Source organism: Oceanobacillus piezotolerans (assembly GCF_003665065.1).
Taxonomy (GTDB): Bacteria; Bacillota; Bacilli; order Bacillales; family Amphibacillaceae; genus Oceanobacillus; species Oceanobacillus piezotolerans.
In genome coordinates this window covers 1-18,048 of the sequence record NZ_RCHR01000011.1, presented here as the reverse complement: position 1 = coordinate 18,048, position 18,048 = coordinate 1, and the positions used below count along the sequence as shown (strand labels likewise).

Sequence of the window (18,048 nt, the reverse complement as noted above, 5' to 3'; positions counted from 1 at the left end):
ATAAGTATCCTATACTCTTCTGTCCTTTTGCCTGAGATTGTGAACCCTTCGGCGCCGCGGAATTTCCGCAGTCTCTCCAGAAGCCGCTCCCGTTATAGTTGTATTCCCATAACATTCATAGCTAGCTGTTTATTAAATTTTATATGTTACTTTTAATCGAAGTTAATTCTAGTAGGAGTTAAAAGTTTTGTCAACCATGGATGGTTGCATTGATAGATTTTTTAGAATTATAGGTTTTACAGAAATACACGCTATTTCAACGCATACTTGAGAGAAATCCTAAAAATGCTGCGCGAACTAGTAAAAATTGTACAAAATCTAGGTCTGTTTACACCTCAATGGTAACCTTATTCCACCATATTGTTTAAGTAAAGAAGTTCAAGAATCCTGTAATGATGATGGCATTAAAGAAATCTGAAAACGTTCCGCCGATCGGAATAGCTATATAAGCAGCTGGAGAAGGGCCATATTTTCTTGTGATTGTCTGCATATTTGCCATCGCGTTAGACGTTGACCCCATTGCATAGCCAATGAAACCTGTGGTCTGCACGGCTGCATCATAATTTTTACCCAATATATTGAATAAGACAAAATAACTAAACAGAAACATAAAGATAACTTGTACAAGGAGAATCACGATAATTGGAATCGCTAAATCGGCTAACACCCAAAGCTCTAGTCCCATCATAGCCATCGCAAGGAATAAGGATAGAGACACTTCACCAGTAGTGATTATTTCCTTATCTGGGTGATAATGGCCAGTTAATTCAACAACATTTCGGATCACAGCTCCCATCAATAATGCGCCCATGTAGCCAGGGAACGTAATCCCAGTAGCCGCTAAAAGATCGGATACGATGACACCTGTTCCTAAAGCAAGCGCAAGCAACATTCCTGCCCTAACGAAACGTCCACTACTTGTTTCGAACTTTTCTTCCTCCATCGATTCTTCTGCCTCTTCTTTTGTAGCAGCGACTTCATTCATAGCAAGCTGATTCTTTTGTTCGAGCTGAGTTATCCGTTTACGCATCGTTGGTCCACCTAACAAGCTACCTGCCACGAGTCCAAAGGTTGCAGCGGCTAGACTGACGGCAGTTGCGCCCTCAATACCATAAAGGGGGCCTTCCATCGTCGCACCAAATGCAGCGGCTGTACCTGGACCTCCCATTAGTGCAATCGAGCCAACTCCGACACCAAGTCTAGGGTCCATACCAAATAGAGAAGCGATGCCTGACCCAATTATATTTTGAATGGTCAAGACAACAACAGAGACAAACAAAATTAATACAATCAGCTTTCCGCCCCGTCGGATCAAGGGGATACTAGCAGAAAAACCAACCGTTGTGAAAAACACAGTCATCAATATGGACTCTAGTGTATCATCTAATGAAATGTTCATTGTCCCAGTTGCAGTAAGTATCGTGTTAAGGATTGCAAATACGAGCCCACCGACCAATGGTGCAGGAATATGATATTTACTTAAAAAAGCACTTTTCTTAATCAAAAAATTACCAAGCCAAAAAACAACTGCAGCTAACCCTACAGTTTGAAACATATCTAGTTGTAATTCAAACATAAGTTCCCTCCATCATGTAAGTATTATTATTTTTTAGTAGATTAACAATCAAAGGTTTAAAGAAAGGAAGAAGAGAATTGAAAATAGCATGCTTAGAATCTAGTGAGTGAAGATTACTCATTAAACGAAGCGGTGAGATGAAAAAGACCAACACTATAATTATTATCCAATAAAAGTATTTTTTGCAAGTATCACAACGGAATTACAGAAAATGGAATTCTATATTGTGAAGAAATATAATGAATTAAACGGCCTGATTAGTGAAGTTTTTAATGTATATAATGCAGATAGAGATGAGGTTAAGAAAGGGAAAGGTTACATATACTATAAAAAAAGTCTTGTAATCCCTCTGAGAATCCGTTAGTATAATTACTTAATAACTGAATAGAATAGACTTCATATAAATTTGGAAATAAGGTCCAGAAGTTTCTACCAAACTACCGTAAATAGTTTGACTATGAAGTACAGGTGAGATTTTGTGTGAGATAAAAAGGATTAAAGTATTTTACTCCTTATTATTTCTGCTTCATATTTTCCTGTCTTCTTGTCAAACTCTAGGTAATCCTAGAGTTTTTTTGTTTCTCCAATTAAATCAGGTACAGACAAGCAGTGAAGGAGATGTTATGAAATGATGAAACGTTTAATAGATGTATCCAGCAAGCGGGTGCTCGCTGATACCGTAATAAAAAATGCGAAAATTATTGATGTGTTTAATTTAGCTATTATACATGGAGATATTGCGATTACCGATGGAATGATTGTGGGAATCGGTGATTACCAAGGGAAAGAAGTTATTGATGCCGAGGGCCGTTATATGGCTCCATCTTTTATTGATGGCCATGTTCATATTGAATCATCCATGGTTACTCCTAAGGAATTTGCCAAAGTCGTTCTTCCGCATGGGGTAACAACGGTTATTACCGATCCGCATGAAATAGCGAATGTTTCTGGAACAGATGGCATTCAGTTTATGCTGGATGATTCGGAAGGATTGGATCTGGATGTGTTTGTGATGCTCTCGTCTTCCGTACCTGCCACAGCATTTGAGAACGCGGGGGCCACGTTGAATAATGAACATTTAGAGCCCTTCTATAATCACCCTCGTGTGCTTGGATTAGCAGAGGTAATGGATTTCCCAGCGGTAAAAAATGCCGATCAGCATATGCTGGAAAAACTAGAGGCAGCCAAAAAGCATCGTAATCATATTGATGGCCATTGTGCCGGATTTGATGAAGATGGTATCAATATTTACCGAGCTGCTGGAATTAAAACCGATCATGAAAGTATTAGCAGGGATGAAATCCAAATGCGCATTTCCAGAGGGATGCATGTCATGATTCGAGAAGGTACGACGGCAAAAAATCTGGAAGCCCTAATCGGTATGGTGACACCAGCAAATGCTCGCAGATTTTTATTCTGCACAGATGACAAACATATTGATGACCTGTTATACGAGGGCAGCATTGATCATCATGTTCGATTAGCTATCCAACATGGTATGGACCCACTTCAAGCGATTCAATTAGCGAGCCTAAATGCAGCAGAATGCTTCTCTCTCACAACCAAAGGAGCGATTGCACCTGGGTATGAGGCGGATTTTCTATTGTTAGATAATCTTGATGAAATCACGATAACTGAAGTATATAGAGGTGGAAAGCTTGTTGCGAAAGATGGTGTTAGTTTAGGGAATGGGAAGGACAATAGGCAAGAGGAAAACAAAAGCTTAAGAGAAACAGTCAATCTCCTGCCTATTTCCGTAGATGACCTGCAAATTCCAATGGGGCAATCGGCAATGGCCAATGTGATTGAAGTAATTCCAGATCAAGTCACAACAGGGAAGATTGTGGAAGAAGTATCAACCGAAAACGGTTATTTCATTCCTTCCGCGGATAGTGATTTGGCAAAAATTGCTGTGATCGAACGTCATCATAGAACTGGCAATATTGGGTTAGGGATTGTAAAAGGACTAGGACTTCTAGATGGAGCCATTGCTTCCACTGTCGCTCACGACTCGCATAATTTAGTAATCGCTGGTACGAATGATGAAGATATGATGAAAGCCATGGAAGCAGTAGCAGAAATGAATGGTGGATTAGTTGTTGTGAGAGATGGAAAAGTCATCGGAAAGATAGAACTAGCTATCTCTGGACTCATGTCTGACAAAAACTATGAGGCAGTTATGGAAGAGATTCAATCCTTAAACAAAGCTTTATCCAGTGTAACGGATCAGAAGACTGCCGATACATTCATTACACTTGCCTTTTTAAGTTTACCTGTTATACCTTCTTTAAAGCTAACCGATCAAGGATTGTTTGATGTGGATAGAATGGAGTTTATTTCTGTTCCGGTTTAATGTAGAGGACGGGATATGATAGCTTCCGAAAATTCCTATTTTAAAGTGGATAATACAAAGGGTATGTTTTTGTAAGAATAAAAGCAGGAAATACACTAAATGCCATAGAATAATGACGCTGCCCCGGGAAACGGGAGCGGCGTTTTATATATTAGCCAAGAAAAATTCATTCTTTTACAAATTAACAAATATCAGCATTCAGAAGTTGACTAGCTTCTTAACTCTTAATTAGAAAAATTTAATAAATACAATCTTGACCTAGCTGGTTTTTATTAACGTAAATTTACTTCTTAGTTTGGATGAATATTGAGAATCTTGACAAAATATAACACAAAATATAACATAAATTGTAATCGATTACATTGAAGAACGGGTGATTCTATGGCAACCATACAGGAAGTAGCTAAAAAGGCAGGTGTTTCTACAGCAACTGTTTCAAGGGTTCTCAATAATAGTGAATCTGTAAAAGAAAAAACCAGAATACGAGTGGAGCAGGCGATAAGGGAGTTAAATTATGAGCCAAGTGTGCTTGGGCGCAACCTAAGGAACTCTGAAAGCAGGCTGCTTCTTGTTTTGATTCCGAGCATTTCCAATCCTTTTTATACGGAAATCATTAATGGAATTGAGGATACAGCGATTAGCAGGGGATACAATATTCTTCTTTGCGAAACGGATTCTAATCCGAAAAGGGAAGCAATTTATTTTAATATGATCCGGAATCGACTTGCAGATGGAATTATTTTAATGGATCCGACAGTCAATCGGAAAAACCTGTATGACCTAGCGAGCAGGCATCCAATCGTTCAATGCAGTGAATTTGATGAACGGGGTGAGATTTCCTATGTAACCATCGATAATGAATTGGCTGCATATCAGGCGGTCAAACATTTAATAAAATTAGGGAACAAAAAAATTGCTTTAATTAATACAGATGAGAAGTTCTTGTATGCCCGTGAACGTAGAAGGGGCTATGAAAAGGCTTTAAAAGAGTTTGATTTGCCGATTAATTCCAAATGGATTCGAGAAACGGAGCGAGTCCACTTTGAGGGAGGGCAACAGGCAATGCGTTCTTTATTAAATGAATTGGATAAGCCAAATGCTGTTTTTTCGGTGTCAGATGTCCTTGCAATTGGTGCACTGAAAGAAATTCAGTTACAGGGGTTGAAGGTTCCCGAGGAAATTGCTGTTGTCGGCTTTGACAAAATCAGTTTTTCCAACATGACTAATCCGACACTTACAACAATTGCCCAGCCGATGTACAAAATGGGCTGCATGTCTGCAACTATGATTATCAATAAAATAAGAGGAAAAGAAGTGGAAAGCTTAATATTGGATCATGAATTGATTATTAGGGAGTCTACATGATGAAAGGGGAAGTTTTGAATATGGCAAATCAAATTGCTGTTGTTACAGGGGTAAGCCATGAGCATGGGATCGGTGCAGCGACATGTGTCAAGCTTGCAGAAGCGGGTATAGATATTTTTTTCACTTATTGGCGGTCGGAGAATCGATGGCCAGAGACATTCCAAATGAAAATTCAGGAACTGGGTGTTCGTTGTGCATACGCTGAGATTGATTTATCTAAAACTGATGCATACTTACAGGTTCATCAAGGTACTGAAGAGTCGCTTGGTGTTCCTCAAGTGTTAATAAATAATGCAGCACATTCCACTAGAGATGGATATGAAAAGCTTAGTGTGGCAGAACTGGATACACATTATGCAGTCAACATAAGATCCACGATGATGCTTTCTGCCGAGTTTGCAAAGAGGTTTGTGAAAGCGGGATATCATGCTGGAAGGATAATTAATATGACTTCCGGACAAGCGCAAGGTCCAATGATCGAGGAACTTGCCTATGGAGCAACAAAAGGGGCGATTTCTGCTTTTACGCTTTCCTTATCTGCAGAGCTGGGACCTCTTGGGATTACGGTTAATGCGGTGAATCCTGGACCTACTGATACGGGATGGATGTCAGAAGAAGTAAAGCATGAACTATTACCGAAATTCTCGCTAGGGCGAATTGGAGAAGCAAAGGACGCTGCTAGATTAATTGCATTTCTGGTAAGTGAGGAAGCAGGGTGGATCACGGGTCAAATCATTAATTCGGAAGGCGGATTTTTGAGGAAGTAACATGAGCGTTGAGTGAGGTATGGGGAGATTAGAAATTTGGATCGATGTGCTAGAGGAAAAGTTTTCACTGATATAAATAGAGCTTTTTTTCTTTCCATTACAGACCAATATCTACCTCACTCAGTATCCAAATACGTATTATAAACAAAAAACAAATAATTCAAAAAATAACATTGACATCAAAAGAAAATATCGTATAATATAAGAAAATGTAATCGATTTCATTTTTAAGAATATTCCTAAAGTGATTTTGGGGACTGAAATCGACATTAAAAAAAGGGGGCATTACATTGAAGTTTTCAAAGTTAGCACTTAGCAGTTTGTTGTTAATCGCTCTGGTATTCTTTTTAGTTGCTTGTAATAATTCAGCTTCAACAGACCAAGACAGTAATGATGAATCTGATACTTCAAGTGACAATGGTGAACAAGCAGAAGAAGGCAGTGAAGAAGAGCCTGTTACCATTGTATATGCACGTGGAGTGGATACAACCCCAGGGACGGATGCTGTAATCAAAGCATTCGAGGAAAAGTTTCCGCATATAAAAGTGGAGCAACGTGAAATGCCAGCAGATACAGGTCAATCTCATGACCAATATGTGACGCTTCTGAGCTCCCAAAGTTCGGAGATTGACGTGTTTAACGCGGATGTAATTTGGCCGGCAGAATTTGCTCAGGCTAACTACGTGCTGGAGCTGGATCGTTTTATCGAAAGGGATGGCATCAACATGGAAGATTACTTCCCTGGGACAGTAGCAGCAGCGAACTTTAATGGAAAGCAATGGGCAATGCCACAGTACACAGATGCCGGCGTTTTTTATTACCGTACAGATATTGTGGACGAGCCTCCTGCAACATGGGATGAATTGATTGAAATGTCTAACGAGCTAAAAGGCGAAGGTGGAACAGAATATGGTTATCTCATGCAGGCGGCGCAATATGAAGGCTTGATTACAAATGCCATTGAATTTATTGCTTCTTATGGCGGTGAGGTAGTAGATGAAAATAATAATGTAGTTGTAAATAGCCCGGAAACAATTAAAGCACTCGAAAAGATGAAGGAAATTGTAACATCTGATTTTGTACCAGAGAATATCCTTAACTTCATGGAAATAGAAACGGAAAATGCTTGGATTGAAGGGAATGCCGTTTTTGCTAGAAACTGGCCGTATATGATGTCCTCTTCCAATGACGAAGAGAGATCAGAAATTGTGGATAATGTGGAAATGGCCAGGCTTCCAGCAGGAGATGAAGGTACTGCAGCAGCACTTGGCGGCTGGATGACCATGATTAATCGATATTCTGAACATCCAGAAGCGGCTTGGGAGTTTGTGAAATTCATTTCCGGTCCAGAAGGGCAAAAAATTACTGCCGTGGAGGGTGGGCGCGCTCCAACGCTAAGCGCTTTGTATGACGATCCTGAAGTACAGGGAGTTAGTTCCTTATTTGCAAATCCTGAATTCAGAGAAGTATTACAGTCAGCAGTTCCTAGACCGGTTTCACCTATTTATCCAGAAGTGTCGGATATTATGCAAATTGAAATATCCAAAGTGTTAACAGGTGACCAAACCTCCGAAGAAGCTGCAAAGAATATGCAAGAAAAAATTGAAGCAGCCATGGCTGAATAAAGTTAGTCAGAATAGCAGGATGGGAATAAAACTCATCTTGCTATTCTTGTAATAAAGTCAGAAAGCTAGCTTATTGACGAGGAGGTTAAACATGAAAAACAAGAAAAGTCGCAGCTTTCAACTAAGTGAAAAACAATTAGGCTATGCTATGGTCATCCCCTCGCTCATTCTGGTTATAGTTGTGGTGCTTTGGCCAGTTGCACAATCATTCTACAACAGTTTATTTGACTATAGGCTAAACGATCCCTCTCGTTCCCAGCTCATGCTCAGTGCGACGATTGATCTAGAGCGATACGTGGACAATCATTTCTATATAGGGGGTCAGCTTGATAGTTTAGCAGATGGTGCTGAAAATGAAGAAGACGCTGAAAAGGTAAAGGAAATTCAACAAGATATTGAAAACTACCATTCCGAGATGATTAGTGATGAAGCGCTTAAGGTGAAGGTAGAGGAAATTGATGAGTTACTAGCAAATTTCACACCCGTAAGAGACTCAGAATTAAAATATTCTAAGCTTGATAATGAGTTTGCCCAGGAGTATCAACAAGCACTGGAAGCACATGCTGCGGCACTTACGAAAATTGCAGAGTCAAGCAATAATGAACAATCTGCTCAGCAGTTTCAGCAAACCTCTGATTTGCTCACATCGACTGCAAGCAATATTTTAAACTCGAATTTTATCGGATTAGATAACTATGGAAAGTATATGAAGGATCAACGAATGTGGAAGGCGATGGGGAATACAGTATTTTTCACCGTTATTTCCGTGGCATTTGAGCTAGTGCTTGGTCTGGCAATTGCACTCTTAATAAATCGGGCATTTATAGGAAGAGGCCTTATTCGTGCAACAGTGTTGATCCCATGGGCTATTCCGACTGCAGTGGCAGCGATGATGTGGGGATTTCTGTATGACGGCCAGTCTGGTATTATTGCTCATTATTTGGAAGCGCTTAATATAATCCCTGAATCTTCTTGGCTATTGACGACATCGGACGGTGGAATGTTTTCTATCATTCTTGCAGACGTCTGGAAAACAACACCATATATGGCACTGCTGCTGCTAGCGGGCTTGCAGACCATTCCGCAATCATTATATGAAGCATCAAGTGTGGATGGGGCGAATAAATTTCAGCAATTCTGGAGCATTACACTGCCACTGCTAAAATCCTCCATCTTGGTTGCGTTGTTGTTCAGAACGCTGGATGCATTCCGAGTGTTTGACTTGATTTATGTATTGACAGGTGGAGGTCCTGCAAATGCGACAGAGTCGATTTCTGTCTACGCCTATAAAACATTATTCGCCCAGCAAAATTTTGGGGAGGGTTCTGTCCTTTCGGTAATTGTATTTATCAGTGTGGCAATCATTAGTTTAGTTTATGTGAAATTAATTGGTTCCGATTTATTTGAAGGGCGTACGAAATGAGGAGGGGTATAGATGAATAAACGCGGTGGAATCGAATTTTATCTGTTTCTTATAATATTTGTTTTTCTTGTGATGTTTCCATTTATCTGGGTATTTTTAACATCGATCAAACCACCAAGAGAGATATTTTCGTCTTTCAGTTGGTTCACAAGTAACCCTACATTGGCCTCCTATGAAGCTGCTCTAACGAATCGGCCATTGGTACGGTATATGATCAACAGCTTTGTGGTTTCTAGTTTAACAACCATATTAGCACTAGTATTTGCATCGTTTACAGCATATGCAGTTACGAGGTTACCGATTAAAGGAAAAGGCTTGATCCTTGGACTGGTGCTTGCAGCATCGATGTTCCCGCAAATTGCAATTATCTCACCAATGTTTAGCCTGGTAACAGGGCTTGGTTTACGAAATAGCTATATGGGACTGGTTATTCCTTATATTACAATCAGTCTTCCATTGGCAATCTGGATTCTGGCAACCTTTTTCAAAAAGATTCCGTTTGAGCTGGAGGAATCTGCCAAGCTGGATGGAGCAAGTCCATTTCAGACATTCCGAAAAATTATCCTGCCTTTGGCAGCACCTGGTATTTTTACGACGGGAATCCTTGTATTTATCGCAGCGTGGAACGAGTATTTATTTGCATTGACAATCAACAGTGATGATTTATGGAGAACTGTTCCAGTTGGGATTTCCATGTACCAGAGTCAATATTCGATTCCATGGGGAGATATTTCAGCTGCAACGGTCATTGTGACGATACCTATCGTTATATTAGTATTATTTTTCCAAAAACGAATTGTTTCTGGTCTGACATCTGGATCTGTTAAAGAATAGTTCATGGAAAATGAGGTTGATTTGATATGAAGAATACATTAAAAATTGGAATTATCGGCTGCGGAGCCATTGCGGTGGAAAAACATCTTAAAAGTCTCCGGAAAATCGATCAGGTGGAAGTGGTGGCTTTTTGTAATCGAAACTTAAATAGAGCTGAGGTTGTTGCGAAAGATTTTGGGACAGTGGATGCGAAAATTTACGCAGACTACAGGGAATTATTGAAGGATAAAGCCGTTGATGTCGTCCACGTTTGTACTCCGAATGTGTTCCATGCAGAGATATCGATAGCTGCACTAGAAGCTGGAAAGCATGTGATGTGCGAAAAGCCAATGGCAAAGACGTCAGAGGAAGCAAAACAAATGATTGCAGCTGCTAAGGAAAGCGGGAAGAAGCTGACGATTGGCTATAACAATCGTTTCCGTCCGGACAGTCAGTACTTGCATAAAGCGGTATCCCGAGGTGACCTGGGGGAAATTTATTATGCAAAAGCACACGCAATCCGAAGAAGGGCTGTGCCTACATGGGGCGTATTTATGGATGAAGAAAAGCAGGGAGGTGGTCCGCTTATTGATATCGGGACCCATGCTCTCGATCTGACGTTATGGATGATGGATAATTATAAGCCGAAATCGGTGATGGGCTCCGTGTTCCGTAAACTTGGAAAACAAAAAGATGCTGCAAATGCTTTTGGCTCGTGGGATCCTGAAGAATTTAAGGTGGAGGACTCTGCCTTTGGTTTTATAAAAATGCAAAATGGCGCGACGATTGTCCTGGAGTCAAGCTGGGCACTGAATTCATTGGATGTCGATGAGGCAAAATGCTCCTTAAGCGGAACCAAAGGTGGTGCTGATATGAAGGATGGTCTACGAATACATGGCGAGGACTTCGGTAGATTGTATACAAAAAATGTCGAACTGGAACCGGGAGGAGTAGCTTTTTTTGAAGGAGAAACCGAAAGTGAAGCGGATGTTGAGATGCGTTTGTGGATTGAAAGTATCTTGAATGATACAGAACCGGTTGTAAAACCAGAGGAAGCATTGGTTGTCACTCAAATTTTGGAGGCAATCTATGAATCTGACCGAATTGGCCAAGCGGTATATTTTGATTGAAACAAGCTAGATTTATAGAATTACTCAGAAGCAGGCAATCAAATAATACTTATGGTTATGCAACCTAAAAACTGGTGATTCAAATGGTGTCAAATGGGCTGTCAATACCAATACACAGAATCATGTAGATGGCAACAGACAGCCGCTTGAGAAATTATAGAAATAGGGGTGGGGGAAAGAAATGACAAGATTAAAAGTTGGAGTAATTGGTTGTGGAAGCATTGCAAAACATAGACATTTTGTAGAATATGCGGCAAACCCTAATGTTGAAATAATAGCGGTCTGCGATATCGTAGAAGATCGTGCGGAAGAAATGGCGAAAACTTACGGTGCTAAAGCTTATACAGACTATGAAAAGCTGCTGAGGACTGAAGATTTAGATGCGGTGAGTATTTGTCTGCCGAACTATTTGCATGCACCTGTTTCCATTCTCGCGCTAAATGCCGGCATGCATGTACTATGTGAAAAGCCAATGGCGACATCACGGGAAGAGGCAGAGAATATGATCCTAGCAGCAAATGAAAACGGCAAAAAACTGATGATTGGACATAATCAGCGTTTTGTTCCATCCCATCAAAAGGCAAAGCAATTCATACAAAGCGGGGAGGTCGGAAAGATCTACAGCTTCCGTACTACCTTTGGTCATGGTGGACCTGAGGCCTGGAGTGCGGATGGAAGAGACAGCTGGTTTTTCGAAAAGGAAAAAGCATTTATTGGGGCTATGGGAGATCTTGGTGTACATAAGGCGGACTTGATGCGGTATCTGCTTGGAGAGGAATTTTCCGATGTAGTGGCATTTGTTGAAACAAGTGCAAAGGGAGATACCGATGTAGATGATAACGCAGTTTGTGTTCTAAAAACAGAGAGCGGCATTATCGGAACCCTTGCTGCAAGCTGGGCTTACAACGCGAAGGAGGATAATTCGACCATCATTTACGGAGAAAAAGCGATACTTCGCCTAGAAGATGATCCAAAATATTCCCTGATTGTTCAGTATACAACCGGCGAAGTGGTGAATTATGAGCTTGGCGGAATCCAGACAAATGAATCCGGTGGACAGACGACAACCCATGTCATTGATCACTTTGTGGAGAGCATACTGGAAGATAAGGAGCCATTGATCAGTGGCGAAGAAGGTATGAAGTCCTTAGAGGTCATTTTAGATGCATTGGAGTCCAGTGAAACAAGAAAACGCAGCACAGTGAAGGGGTGATACGATGAGAAAATTACGAATGGGAATCATCGGTACCGGTGGGATTGCCCAAAGCAGGCATATCCCTGCCTTCCTGCAAATACAGCATAAGGTAGAACTGACAGCTGTACATGATATGAACCAGCAGCTTGCCTCTGAAGTTGCTGAGAAATTTGGCATTCCTTATGTATTCGAGAATTACCAAGATTTATTTAAAGAAGTGGATGCTGTAGCAATTTGTACACCAAATAAATTCCACGCTGAAATTTCTGTAGCGGCACTGAAAGCGGGAGTACATGTGCTATGTGAGAAGCCAATGGCGATCACGACAGCGGAATGTGAAAGGATGGTTAAAGCTTCCAGAGAAGCAGGGAAACTTCTTTTGATTGGCTATCACTACCGTTACACCGAGGTTAGCCAACTAGCGAAAAGAGCAGTAATGAATAACGAAATAGGCGACCCTCTTGTAATCAGGGTTCAAGCACTAAGGAGAAGAAAGGTTCCCGGCTGGGGAGTGTTTACAAACAAAGAACTTCAAGGCGGAGGCAGCTTAATTGACTTTGGCTGCCATATGCTTGATTTAGCGATTTGGCTGCTTGGTGAAGCAGAACCCATTGAACTGATGGGGTCAACTTACAACCGACTGAGCAAATCTCCGAACCAAATTAACGATTGGGGAATCTTTGATTATGCTGCATTCGAGGTAGATGACCATGTTTCAGCATACATTACGTTTGATAATCATGTTTCCCTTCAATTTGAATGCTCATGGGCAGCGAATATAAAGGAGGATAAAATTCATCTAAGCATATCTGGTTCAGAGGGTGGATTAAATATGTATCCATTTGAATTATATCAACCAAAGCTTGGTAAGATGATGGAAAGCACTACAGAAGCCAAGCATGATGAGGCGGAAGCAGGATTCATCCAAGCTGAGAACTTTGTTGACAGCTGTTTGGGTGAGGCGGAGTTAGTTGTGAAGCCAGAAGAAGCACTGAAGGTTTCTAAAATAATGGAAGCCATTTATAGAAGCAGTGAGACACGTTCGAGTGTTAAATTGATAGAAGCAAATAAGGCAAGGTAGTTTTCTAGAAAAATAATATCAGAAAGGCGGATGGAATATGAAGCTTGGCGTATTTGCCGTACTATTTCAGGATAAACCATTTGAAGAGATGCTTGATTATGTAAGGAGTGCCGGACTGGATGCAGTGGAAATTGGTACTGGTGGAAACCCAGGGAATGCCCATTGTGACGTAGATGAACTTTTAAATAATGAAGATAAGCGTAAGGAATACCTGGATAAGATCCATTCACGTGGTTTAACAATCAGTGCATTTAGTTGCCATGATAACCCCGTATCACCAGACAAAAAGCATGCACAGGATTCACATGACATTTTTATTAAAACCGTCCGATTGGCAGAATTGATGGAAGTTCCAGTTGTTAACACATTTTCAGGAACGCCAGGATCCAATGAGGAGTCTAAATATCCGAACTGGCCGGTAACACCTTGGCCGACAGCTTATTCTGATATTCTGGAATGGCAATGGGAGAAAAAGTTGATACCCTATTGGAAGGAACAGGGGCAGTTTGCAAAAGATCATGGTGTGAAAGTTGGATTGGAGCTTCACGCTGGTTTTCTTGTACATACGCCATACACAATGCTTAAATTAAGAGAAGCTACAAACGATGCCATTGGCGCAAACCTAGATCCGAGTCATTTATGGTGGCAGGGAATTGATCCAGTGGCAGCAATCAAGATCCTTGGTAAGGAGAATGCGATTCATCATTTCCATGCAAAGGACACTTATATTGATTGGGATAATGTGAATATGTATGGACTGACTGATATGCAATCGTATTCCAATGTGCAATCACGTGCTTGGACATTTCGCTCTGTCGGTTATGGACATAGCACACAGGAATGGTCCAATATTATAAGTGCACTCCGGACATATGGATACGATTATGTGGTTAGCATCGAACATGAGGATCCGCTGATGTCTGTAGACGAAGGATTTCATGCGGCTGTTCGGAATTTAAAGGATGTATTAATTAGAGAGAAGCCTGTGGATATGTGGTGGGCATGAGGTTGGAAGAGCTTTAGTAACGTGTTTAAGAAAGGCAATAGATGTTTTACTACTCGCTCATAGAAATTTTAGGTATTAAAGCTTTTAAAATAATATCTTAGGAAGTAAATTCCATAATGCATACTGGCACCTGGCTCTAAAGTGGAGCTAAGGTGTCTGTTTTTGTTTGTATTTATTTCTGTGTTTATATCTCTATTGGAATTAAAGTAGGATGTATTTTCTATGCTTTAGGAGTTTTCCCTAAGAAGGTGCATGTTATTTTTTTTACGAGTATGGTTAAAGAAAAAACATTTAATTACAGCTTTCGGTGAGAATTATAATGTAGCCTTTTTGGCGATGGGGTTAAGTGCATTCCTGTGTGTAAGACATAATAAAATCACCTTTTAAATCCAATCTTTTCCATTTTCACGAATGAATTTAATATCGCTAAGATAATGTTCAAGATGCCCTTCATCTATCATTTTTTGAAAAGAAATATCGCCTTCTCTAGCTTTTCTTTTAATTGTTTTACATAACCCCTCTAATCGTAGCAATACCATTTTCAAATAACCTTCTTCTATTTCCTCTCCGTAGGATTCAAAAAACAATGCGATTCTTTGTTTTATACGTTTGGCATGCTGTAAGGAATTATAATGAACTGCCTCCCCTGTTTCAGAATAGTAAAATCTACTTAATGGGATACATGTGTAAAGAGTATAGGCTATATCCCAAAGTCTTGGACCAGGACCGGCAACATCAAAATCAATAATACCTACTGGTTTTTCGTGATTAAAAATAATATTATAGATTGCAAAATCATTGTGACATATCACCTCAAATGGCTGAGGGGTGTTATCGATTGGTTGCCAACTCTCTTCCATTAAAAAGTCACTCACCGAATTATGATAGAGCCGAAGCATTTTTGCTATTTCTTTTAAAACATCATTAGACCACATGTATTTCTTTAAAGGATAGTTGCCAGCTTCTCCTTCTATAAATGATAATATCTCCCTGCCTCTTTCATCGATACCTAAAAACTTTGGTGCATAGCTAAATCCTTTGTTTTCCAAATGCTTTAATAGTTTGTGAATTCTAGTGCTTTCTGGCTTTAATACTCTACGAACGGTATCTCCTGAACGATATACGTCTGAGATATTCCCTCCTGTTAGCATTTCTTCGTTTTCATAGTATGACATCTTAAAATCCCCCCTTCATTATTAGAACAACTAAACAATCTTTCCTCGTTCGTTAGGAAACATAATTCTCTGAATATTTATTCTTATTTTAACATAAAGTTACCGTCCATCTACCTTCGAGAAGATAGTAAGATAGTAATACTTCCTTGATTTAATAAATGCAAGGTTGATTAAAAGTGTAAAAGTAATTCATTGCAGAAATCTTCATACGATATGGATATTTTGAAACCACTTTAATTTAGAACTCAACGGTTTCAAAAGTTTGTGTAATGGTAGATAATCAAGGTAAGGCGATAAAGCCTGGACTTTGGGATGGAAGTAATAAAGCTAAATAATAACGATTAAAGAACAGTTGATTTCACACCATTATGGACATTACGAAGAGCATAATAAGATGGAAAGAGCAGAAAATAAACCGAACCCTATGATGTTAAAGGAAGAAGAAAAAGAATTCAATAATCGAAAAGGAAGATATGATGGATAATACAAAAGAATTCAATCAGATAGGATGGAACTTTGACAATAGTTATGCTCGTTTGCCTAAGAAATTCTTTTCCTATGTCGAGCCGGAACCTGTACGTTCGCCCATGTTAGTAGCGTTTAACAAAACCTTGGCAAATTCCCTTGGTTTAGATATGAAGAAGCTGGAAAGTGATGAAGGGGTGTTGGCTTTTGGAGGAAACGAAATTCCTCAAGGGTCAGAACCACTTGCACAGGCATATGCGGGGCATCAATTCGGACATTTTACGATGTTAGGCGATGGCCGAGCAGTATTGCTTGGCGAACATATGACGCCTTCAGGTGAACGGTATGATATACAGCTGAAAGGTTCAGGGCAAACACCATACTCTAGAGGTGGAGATGGTCGGGCGACGCTTGGACCGATGTTGCGGGAGTACATTATCAGTGAAGCAATGTATGGACTCGGTATTCCGACTACTCTCAGTTTAGCGGTTGTTACAACGGGAGAGGCGGTTATGCGGGAGAAGCCACTGCCTGGTGCAGTTCTCACTCGTGTAGCTGCAAGCCATATTCGTGTAGGAACTTTTCAATATATGGCAAATTGGGGGACGGAGCAAGAATTGCGCATCCTTGCTGACTATACGATAAAACGTCATTTCCCAGAAGTAGAAAAGGATGAGAACCCTTATCTATCTTTACTTGGGGAAGTGATCAAACGGCAGGCTACCTTAATAGCTAAATGGCAGCACGTAGGTTTTATCCATGGTGTCATGAACACGGACAATATGGCTATTAGTGGGGAAACAATCGATTATGGACCTTGTGCCTTTATGGATAAATACGATCCGGCAACTGTGTTTAGCTCGATTGACCGGAAAGGGCGTTATGCCTATGGGAACCAGCCGGGAATTGCTGTATGGAATTTGACCAGATTTGCAGAGTCACTGCTGCCGTTATTGGATGAAAACGAGGATCAGGCTATCGAGATGGCAAAGGATACTTTATCGACTTTTTCAACCTTGTATCATGATAATTGGATAACAGGAATGAGGGAAAAACTAGGGATATATAATAAGGAAGAAGAGGATCAGACTCTAGCGGAAAGCCTCTTAAAGCTAATGGAAGAATATAATGCTGATTATACGAATACCTTTCGTGGATTAACTATGAATGAACTCGATAGTACAGGTTTGTTGGAAAAAGAAGCGTTTAAGCAGTGGCATAAAGAGTGGAAAGAAAGACTAGAAAGGCAGCAGGAGAATGAAAAAGAGTCCCGTCAGTTGATGCGAAACAGTAATCCTGCAGTTATACCGCGTAATCACCGAGTAGAAGAAGCTTTGGAGGCAGCGGTGGCAAAAGGAGACTATAGTGTAATGGAGGGGCTGTTAAAAGTTCTTTCCAATCCATATGCTTATTCTCCTGAACAGGAAGAATACGCTAAACCACCAGAGCCGTCGGATTGTCTTTATCAAACTTTTTGTGGAACTTGAGCTACAGCGGCATTAGAGTTAAGGATAACAAAAAGGGGCTGACACTTGTTGTTATGGAAGCTGAAGTTAAATATAATACAACAGTTGCAGCTTTATTCGTACCATTGTTTGATACATTGCAATTAAGTAAAAGCGTTTAGTTAGACACTAAACGCTTTTACTTTTATAGATGCTTCGTATTATTGTTTGGGTGCTGTCTTGTTACATCCTGCAGAAAATTTTTTTATGTCTCTTTCAGTTTGTTACTAGTATCTTCATATAAATATATCACCATGCTTATTTATAATAGTTACACGAATAGAGACTCATATTCATTAAACAATAAAAAACTTGTTGACTTTTCCTCTCGAAAGTTATATGATGTAAATCCACCGCAAAAAAAGCTTCTTGTTAAACAATAAAAGATGTTGACAAAGAAGATTACGGTGTGATATATTAATAGAGTTGCTGATAAAAAACAGCAAACAAATTTGCTCTTTGAAAACTGAACAAAACAACCAGTATGTTAGGACAAAAAGAAAACTCGTTTTTTCTTTTAAATAGAAGGTAACACTTCTAAAAGCTAAGACATAGAATTGATTGGTGTC

General features: G+C 40.0%; 13 protein-coding genes and 2 riboswitches. Of the genes, 11 read left to right on the top strand and 2 right to left on the bottom strand.

Annotation, left to right across the window (positions count from 1 at the left end; translation table 11 throughout):
- Nucleotides 1-9: 9 nt before the first annotated feature.
- Nucleotides 10-90: riboswitch (glycine riboswitch) on the bottom strand.
- Nucleotides 91-364: 274 nt separating this feature from the next.
- Nucleotides 365-1,576 carry a sodium/glutamate symporter gene (gene gltS / locus D8M04_RS18690; RefSeq protein WP_121524931.1) on the bottom strand — a complete coding sequence of 404 codons (1,212 nt, stop codon included), beginning with the start codon at nucleotides 1,574-1,576 and terminating at the stop codon, nucleotides 365-367.
- Between the two features lie 376 nt (nucleotides 1,577-1,952).
- A riboswitch (purine riboswitch) is annotated at nucleotides 1,953-2,054 on the top strand.
- A gap of 153 nt (nucleotides 2,055-2,207) precedes the next feature.
- Between gltS and ade the strand changes: the two genes are divergently transcribed.
- The 10 genes from ade to D8M04_RS18640 all read left to right on the top strand — a co-directional run bounded on the left by ade (nucleotide 2,208) and on the right by D8M04_RS18640 (nucleotide 14,334).
- On the top strand, nucleotides 2,208-3,929 hold the full coding sequence (ade, locus tag D8M04_RS18685) for an adenine deaminase (RefSeq protein ID WP_121524986.1): 1,722 nt from the start codon (nucleotides 2,208-2,210) through the stop codon (nucleotides 3,927-3,929).
- A gap of 381 nt (nucleotides 3,930-4,310) precedes the next feature.
- Nucleotides 4,311-5,294 carry a LacI family DNA-binding transcriptional regulator gene (locus D8M04_RS18680; protein ID WP_121524930.1) on the top strand — a complete coding sequence of 328 codons (984 nt, stop codon included), beginning with the start codon at nucleotides 4,311-4,313 and terminating at the stop codon, nucleotides 5,292-5,294.
- Nucleotides 5,294-6,061 carry an SDR family oxidoreductase gene (locus D8M04_RS18675; RefSeq protein ID WP_246001344.1) on the top strand — a complete coding sequence of 256 codons (768 nt, stop codon included), beginning with the start codon at nucleotides 5,294-5,296 and terminating at the stop codon, nucleotides 6,059-6,061. Before D8M04_RS18680 ends, D8M04_RS18675 begins: the two co-directional genes overlap by 1 nt.
- Nucleotides 6,062-6,351: 290 nt before the next feature.
- A complete protein-coding gene (locus D8M04_RS18670) occupies nucleotides 6,352-7,686 on the top strand; it encodes an ABC transporter substrate-binding protein (RefSeq protein ID WP_121524929.1) in 1,335 nt (444 codons plus the stop codon).
- 91 nt (nucleotides 7,687-7,777) lie between these two features.
- Nucleotides 7,778-9,109 carry a carbohydrate ABC transporter permease gene (locus tag D8M04_RS18665; RefSeq protein WP_121524928.1) on the top strand — a complete coding sequence of 444 codons (1,332 nt, stop codon included), beginning with the start codon at nucleotides 7,778-7,780 and terminating at the stop codon, nucleotides 9,107-9,109.
- A gap of 12 nt (nucleotides 9,110-9,121) precedes the next feature.
- A complete protein-coding gene (locus tag D8M04_RS18660; RefSeq protein WP_121524927.1) occupies nucleotides 9,122-9,943 on the top strand; it encodes a carbohydrate ABC transporter permease in 822 nt (273 codons plus the stop codon).
- Nucleotides 9,944-9,969: 26 nt separating this feature from the next.
- Nucleotides 9,970-11,052, top strand: coding sequence for a Gfo/Idh/MocA family protein (locus D8M04_RS18655; protein ID WP_121524926.1), 1,083 nt, complete (start codon nucleotides 9,970-9,972; stop codon nucleotides 11,050-11,052).
- A gap of 181 nt (nucleotides 11,053-11,233) precedes the next feature.
- Nucleotides 11,234-12,265 carry a Gfo/Idh/MocA family protein gene (locus tag D8M04_RS18650; protein ID WP_121524925.1) on the top strand — a complete coding sequence of 344 codons (1,032 nt, stop codon included), beginning with the start codon at nucleotides 11,234-11,236 and terminating at the stop codon, nucleotides 12,263-12,265.
- A 4-nt stretch (nucleotides 12,266-12,269) separates the two neighbouring features.
- Entirely contained in the window at nucleotides 12,270-13,328 is a 1,059-nt protein-coding gene (locus D8M04_RS18645; protein WP_121524924.1) for a Gfo/Idh/MocA family protein, read from the top strand.
- Nucleotides 13,329-13,365: 37 nt separating this feature from the next.
- Nucleotides 13,366-14,334: a sugar phosphate isomerase/epimerase family protein gene (locus tag D8M04_RS18640; RefSeq protein WP_121524923.1), complete on the top strand. Its 969-nt coding sequence runs from the start codon at nucleotides 13,366-13,368 to the stop codon at nucleotides 14,332-14,334.
- Nucleotides 14,335-14,717: 383 nt separating this feature from the next.
- Here the strand turns inward: D8M04_RS18640 and D8M04_RS18635 are convergent, their stop codons facing one another.
- Nucleotides 14,718-15,509, bottom strand: coding sequence for an aminoglycoside phosphotransferase family protein (locus D8M04_RS18635; RefSeq protein WP_121524922.1), 792 nt, complete (start codon nucleotides 15,507-15,509; stop codon nucleotides 14,718-14,720).
- 476 nt (nucleotides 15,510-15,985) lie between these two features.
- Between D8M04_RS18635 and D8M04_RS18630 the strand changes: the two genes are divergently transcribed.
- On the top strand, nucleotides 15,986-17,461 hold the full coding sequence (locus tag D8M04_RS18630; protein ID WP_121524921.1) for a protein adenylyltransferase SelO: 1,476 nt from the start codon (nucleotides 15,986-15,988) through the stop codon (nucleotides 17,459-17,461).
- The last annotated feature ends 587 nt before the right edge of the window (nucleotides 17,462-18,048 follow it).